The organism is Streptomyces sp. M-16, assembly GCF_052114405.1.
Taxonomy (GTDB): Bacteria; Actinomycetota; Actinomycetes; order Streptomycetales; family Streptomycetaceae; genus Streptomyces.
In genome coordinates, this window is sequence record NZ_JBFRER010000218.1 from 1 (window position 1) to 5,787 (window position 5,787).

2 protein-coding genes are annotated in these 5,787 nt (G+C 74.8%); both read right to left on the reverse strand.

The features are described from left to right. On the reverse strand, positions 1-1,020 hold a 1,020-nt coding region (locus tag AB4039_RS41045), incomplete at its 3' end, for a beta-ketoacyl synthase N-terminal-like domain-containing protein (RefSeq protein ID WP_442273187.1). Positions 1,021-1,102: 82 nt separating this feature from the next. Then, a partial coding sequence (locus AB4039_RS41050) for an SDR family NAD(P)-dependent oxidoreductase (protein ID WP_442273188.1) occupies positions 1,103-5,787 on the reverse strand: 4,685 nt, incomplete at its 5' end.

The following is a 5,787-nucleotide window of genomic DNA, read 5'->3' on the forward strand; positions in this document are numbered from 1 at the left end:
CAACCCCGCACCCGCCAACGCCTGCTCGATCATCCGCCGCTGCGCCGGACCGTTCGGAGCCGTCAGACCATTCGAAGCACCGTCCTGATTCACCGCCGATCCCCGCACCACCGCCAACACCGGATGCCCACGACGCCGGGCATCCGACAGACGCTCCACCAACAGCATCCCCACGCCCTCGCCCCAGCCCGTTCCGTCGGCCCCGGCGGCGAAGGACTTGCAGCGGCCGTCCACGGCGAGGCCCTGCTGACGGCTGAACTCGGTGAACATGCCGGTGGCGGCCATGACGGCGGCCCCGCCCGCGAGCGCCATCGTGCACTCGCCCTGCCTCAGGGCCTGGACCGCCAGGTGCAGGGCCACCAGCGAGGAGGAGCACGCGGTGTCGACGGTCAGCGAAGGGCCTTCGAGGCCGAAGGTGTACGACACCCGGCCGGACGCGACGCTGGGGGCGGTGCCGGTGAGCAGGAAGCCCTCCAGCTCTTCGCGGGTGTCGCCGCTGCCCGCGTAGCCCTGGTAGGCGAGGCCGACGAAGACGCCGGTGCGGGATCCCTTGACGGAGGTGGGGGCGATGCCGGCCCGCTCGAACGCCTCCCAGGCCACTTCGAGGAGCAGCCGCTGCTGCGGGTCGGTGGCGAGGGCCTCGCGGGGCGACATGCCGAAGAAGCCGGGGTCGAAGCGGCCCGCGTCGTGCAGGAACCCGCCCTCGCGGGTGTAGCACTTCCCGGGCTTGCCCGGGTCCGGGTCGTACAGCCCTTCGAGGTCCCAGCCGCGGTCGGTGGGGAAGCCGGTGACGGCGTCCGAGCCGCTCTCGACCAGTCGCCAGAGCGCTTCGGGGCTGTCCACCTGGCCGGGGTAGCGGCAGCTCATCGCCACGATGGCGATCGGCTCCCGGTCCTTGGCCTCCACCTCGTGGAGACGGCGTCGGGTCTGCTTGAGGTCTGCCGTCACCCGCTTGAGGTAGTCCAGCAGTTTCTGTTCGTTCTCGTTCTGGCCGCTGAGGGCATCGCTCTGGTTCTGCATGTTCGTTCACCCGCCGGGAAGTGTCAGTGGAGTGGTGCGGTGGTGCGGGCCGCGAAGGTGTGCACCGTGGTGGTCCGGGTGCTCAGGCGCCGTCGAGCTCCTGGTCGATGAGCGCGAAGATGTCGTCGACGGTGGCGCTGCGCAGCCGCTCGTCGGACGCCGCGTCGGGCGAGGTGCCGCCGGCTGCCCCGTCGGCCGCGCCGCCCTCGCCGAGTGCCGCGAGCACGCCGTGCAGGCGGGCCCTGATCCGGGAGCGGACCAGGTCGTCGTCGGCTCCGACGGCGGCGAGGGCCGTCTCGAACCGGTCGAGTTCACCGAAGACCGCAAGGGCCGACGAGGCGGGTGCCCCGTCGGGTACGAGGTCGAGCCGGATCCGCTCGGCGAGTGCGACGGGCGTCGGGTGGTCGAACACGAGGGTGGCCGGCAGCCGGAGGCCGGTGGCGGCGCCCAGCCGGTTGCGCAGCTCCACCGAGGTGAGCGAGTCGAAGCCGAGCTGCTTGAACTCCCGGTTGCGGTCGACGTCGCGCGGGCCGCCGATGCCGAGCACCGCCGCCACCTGGGTGCGCACCAGGTCGAGGAGGACGCCGTCCCGTTCGGGCTCGGACAGGGCGCCGAGCCTCTCGCGCAGCGCGTCGCCTCCGTCGGCCGCCACGGCTTCCCGGGCGGTGCGCCGGGCGGCCCGGCGGACCAGGCCGCGCAGGACCGCCGGTACCTCCCTTTCGGAATCCGGGCCGGCGGTGGGCGCGGTGGTGTCGAAGCGGACCGGTACCGCGACGGCGTGTTCGCCGGTCCTGGCCGCGTCGAAGAGCGCCAGGCCCTCCTCGGCGCGGAAGGACACCAGTCCGGAACGGGCCATCCGCCCGCGTCCCCGCTCGTCCATCCCGGAGGCCATGCCGCTGTCGGCCCAGGGGCCCCAGGCCAGGGCGGTGGCGGGCAGGCCGGCCGCCGCGCGGCGCTGGGCGAACGCGTCCAGGAACGCGTTGGCCGCGGCGTAGTTGCCCTGCCCGGCGCTGCCCAGGGTCGCGGCGACGGAGGAGAACAGGACGAACTCCGACAGGTCCAGGCCCCGGGTCAGCTCGTGGAGGTTGAGCGCGGCGTCCACCTTGGGGCGCAGTACGGCGTCCAGCCGGTCCCCGGTGAGGGTGGCGACCAGGCCGTCGTCGAGCACCCCGGCCGCGTGGATCACCGCGGTCAGCGGCCGGTCGGCGGGGATCTCGGCCAGCAGTGCGGCGAGCGCGTCGCGGTCGGCGGCGTCGCAGGCCGCCACCGTGACGGTTTCGGCGCCCCGAGCGAGCAGGTCGTCGCGCAGGGCGGCCGCTCCCTCGGCCGCCGGCCCGCGCCGGCCGGCGAGCAGCAGGTGGCGTGCGCCGTGGCGGGCCACCAGGTGGCGGGCCACCAGCCCGCCGAGGGCACCGGTGGCACCGGTGACGAGTACGGTGCCGGAGGGGTCGGGTGCGACGGGGACGGTGAGGACGAGCTTGCCGACGTGCCGGGCCTGGCTGAGGTGGCGCAGCGCGTCGGGTGCCCGGCGTACGTCCCAGCAGGTGACGGGGAGCGGGCGCAGCGCCCCGGTCTCGAACAGCGCCACCAGTTCGCGGAGCATGGCGCCGATGCGTTCCGGTCCGGCCTCGATGGTGTCGAAGGCGGTGTAGGCGGCGCCCCGGTGTCCGGCCGCGACCCGTTCGGGGTCACGGACGTCCGTCTTGCCCATCTCCAGGAAGCGGCCGCCGTCGGTCAGCGTGCGCAGGGAGGCGTCCACGTACTCCCCCGCGAGGGAGTTGAGGACGACGTCCACACCCCGGCCGCCGGTGGCGGTCAGGAACCGCTGCTCGAAGCCCAGGTCGCGGGACGAGGCGAGGTGCTCCTCGTCGAGGCCGGCCGCCCGCAGGGCGGCCCATTTGCCGGGTCCCGCGGTGCCGTAGACCTCGGCGCCGAGGTGCCGGGCCAGCTGGGTCGCGGCCATGCCGACGCCGCCCGCCGCGGAGTGCACCAGCAGTGTCTGCCCGGCCCGCAGGCCGGCCAGGTCGACGAGGGCGTAGTAGGCGGTCAGGAAGACGATCGGCACCGACGCGGCCTCGGTGAACGTCCAGCCCTGCGGGATCCGGGCCACCATCCGGTGGTCGGCGACGGCGAGCGGGCCGAACGCCTCGGGGACCATGCCGAACACCCGGTCCCCCACCGCCAGTGCGGTGACCCCGGGGCCGGTCTCGCAGACGACGCCCGCGGCCTCGCTGCCCAGGGTGGCGGCCCCCGGATACATGCCGAGTGCGATGAGGGCGTCGCGGAAGTTGACGCCCGCCGCGCGCACGGCGATCCGGACCTGGCCCCGGCCGAGCGGGGCGGTGGCCGCGGGGTTCTCCGTCAGCGCGAGGTCGTCGAGGGTGCCGGTGGCGCCGGTGGCCCCTGTCGTCAGGCGCCAGGCGGTGACGCCGGGGGCGGGCCGCAGGCTGTCGCCGGGTGACCGGCGGGCGAGCCGGGGGACGTACGCGGCGCCGTCGCGCAGCGCGAACTGGGGTTCGCCCGTGGCGAGCGCGGCGGGCAGGGCCCGGCCGGACGGGCCGTGGCCGTCGGGGTCGTCCGTGTCGACGAGGACCAGGCGTGCGGGATTCTCCGACTGGGCGGACCGTACGAGGCCCCAGAGGGCGCTCTGGGCCGGGTCGGTGACCGTGGCGCCGGGCGTGGGGGCGACGGCCCCCCGGGTGAGCAGCACCAGCCGGGCGTGCGCGGTCCGGTCGTCGCCGAGCCAGGTCCGCAGCGCTTCGRGGCCCTGCCGCGTCACCTCCCGTACGTCCTGCGCCGTGCCGTCCCCGGTGGCGCGCGGGGCGGGCATCAGGACGGTGTCCGGGAGTTCGCCCGCCTCGGGGGTGGCGGCCAGGAGTGCGAGGAGGCCCTCGTGGTCCTCGACCCGGGTGATGTCCGTGGCGGGGCCGGGTTCTCCCAGGGTGAGGGCGGGCCAGTCCATCCGGTAGAGGGCGTCGTGGTGTTCGACCTGCCGTGCGGTGGACAGCCGATCGGCGGTCACCGCCCGCAGCACGAGGGACTCCACGGAGGCGACCGGGCGGCCCGTGGCGTCGGCGACGAGGAGGGACACCGTGTCCGGGGCGGGCGAGGTCAGCCGGACGCGCAGGCTGGTGGCACCGGTCGCGTCCAGCCGTACTCCGCTCCACGCGAACGGGATCCGTCCCTGCCCGGTGTCCGGGAGCAGGCCGCCCAGGCCGACGGCGTGCAGGGCGGAGTCGAGCAGCGCCGGGTGGACACCGAAGCCGTCGGCGGTGGTGTCCTGCGGCAGGGCGACCTCCGCGAACACCTCCCCCTCGCGCTGCCACAGGGCGCGCAGGCCCTGGAACACCGGTCCGTAGCCGAAGCCGAGTTCCGTCAGCCGCTCGTAGTACCCCTCGGTGGGAACGGGCCGCGCGGCGGCGGGCGGCCACTGCGAAAGGTCCGCCGCCGGATCGGGCCGTACGGGCGCGGCCCCCGGCGTCTGCGTGGCGAGCACGCCGACGGCGTGCGTCGACCAGGGTTCGTCGGGACCCGCACCGTCCTGCCGGGAATGGACCCGTACGGTCCGGCGCCCGGTGTCGTCGGGTCCGGCGACGGTGACCTGGAGTTGGACGCCGCCTCGGGAGGGCAGGACGAGCGGAGCCTGGAGGGTGAGTTCGTCGACCCGGTCACAGCCGGTCTCGTCGGCGGCCCGGATCGCGAGGTCGACCAGCGCGGTACCGGGCAGCAGCACCGCTCCCATGACCTGGTGCTCCGCCAGCCAGGGGTGCGACGCGAGCGACAGCCGCCCGGTGAGGACGACGCCCTCGCCGTCGGCGAGGCCCACGGCGGCGCCGAGGAGTGCGTGGTCCGCCGTTCGCAGGCCGGCACTCGCGAGGTCCCCGACCGCGGGGCGGGTGTCGAGCCAGTAGCGGGTGCGCTGGAAGGCGTAGGTGGGCAGGTCTACCTGCCGGGCGCCGCGTCCGGCGTAGACGGCGGTCCAGTCGACGGGTACGCCGTGGACGTGGAGGTGGGCGAGGGCGGTGGTGACGGCCGTTGCCTCGGCACGGTCGGCGCGCAGGAGGGGGACGGTGACCGCGTGCTCGTCCAGGGAGTCCTGGGCCATGGCCGTCAGGACACCGCCGGGACCGACCTCCAGGAAGGTACGGACGCCCAGGTCGGCGAGGGCGGTGACGGCGTCCGCGAAGCGGACGGCCTCGCGGACGTGGCGCACCCAGTAGTCGACCGAGCAGAACTCCTCGCCCGTCACGGGGCGGCCGGTGAGGGTGGAGACGAGCGGCACGGCCGGGGCGTCGAAGGTGACCGCTTCCAGGGTCGTGCGGAACTCTTCGAGCATCGGGTCCATCAGCGGGGAGTGGAAGGCGTGCGAGACGGTCAGCGCCTTAGTCCTGCGGCCGTCGGCCGCGAGACGGTCCACGACCTTCGCCACGGCTTCCTCAGCGCCCGACACCACCACGGAAGACGGGCCGTTGACCGCGGCGATACCCGCACGGTCCTCAAACCCGGCCAGCAGGTCCCGTACCTCCTCCTCCGAGGCCTGCACCGCCACCATCACACCCCCGGCCGGGAGCGCCTGCATCAGCCGGCCACGCGCAGCCACCAGAGCCGCCGCGTCGTCGAGGGAGAACACACCCGCCACATGCGCGGCCGCGAACTCACCCACCGAATGACCCGCCAGAAGATCCGGACGGACACCCCAGGACTCCACCAGCCGGAACAACGCCACCTCGACCGCGAACAACGCCGGCTGCGCGTAACCCGTCCGGT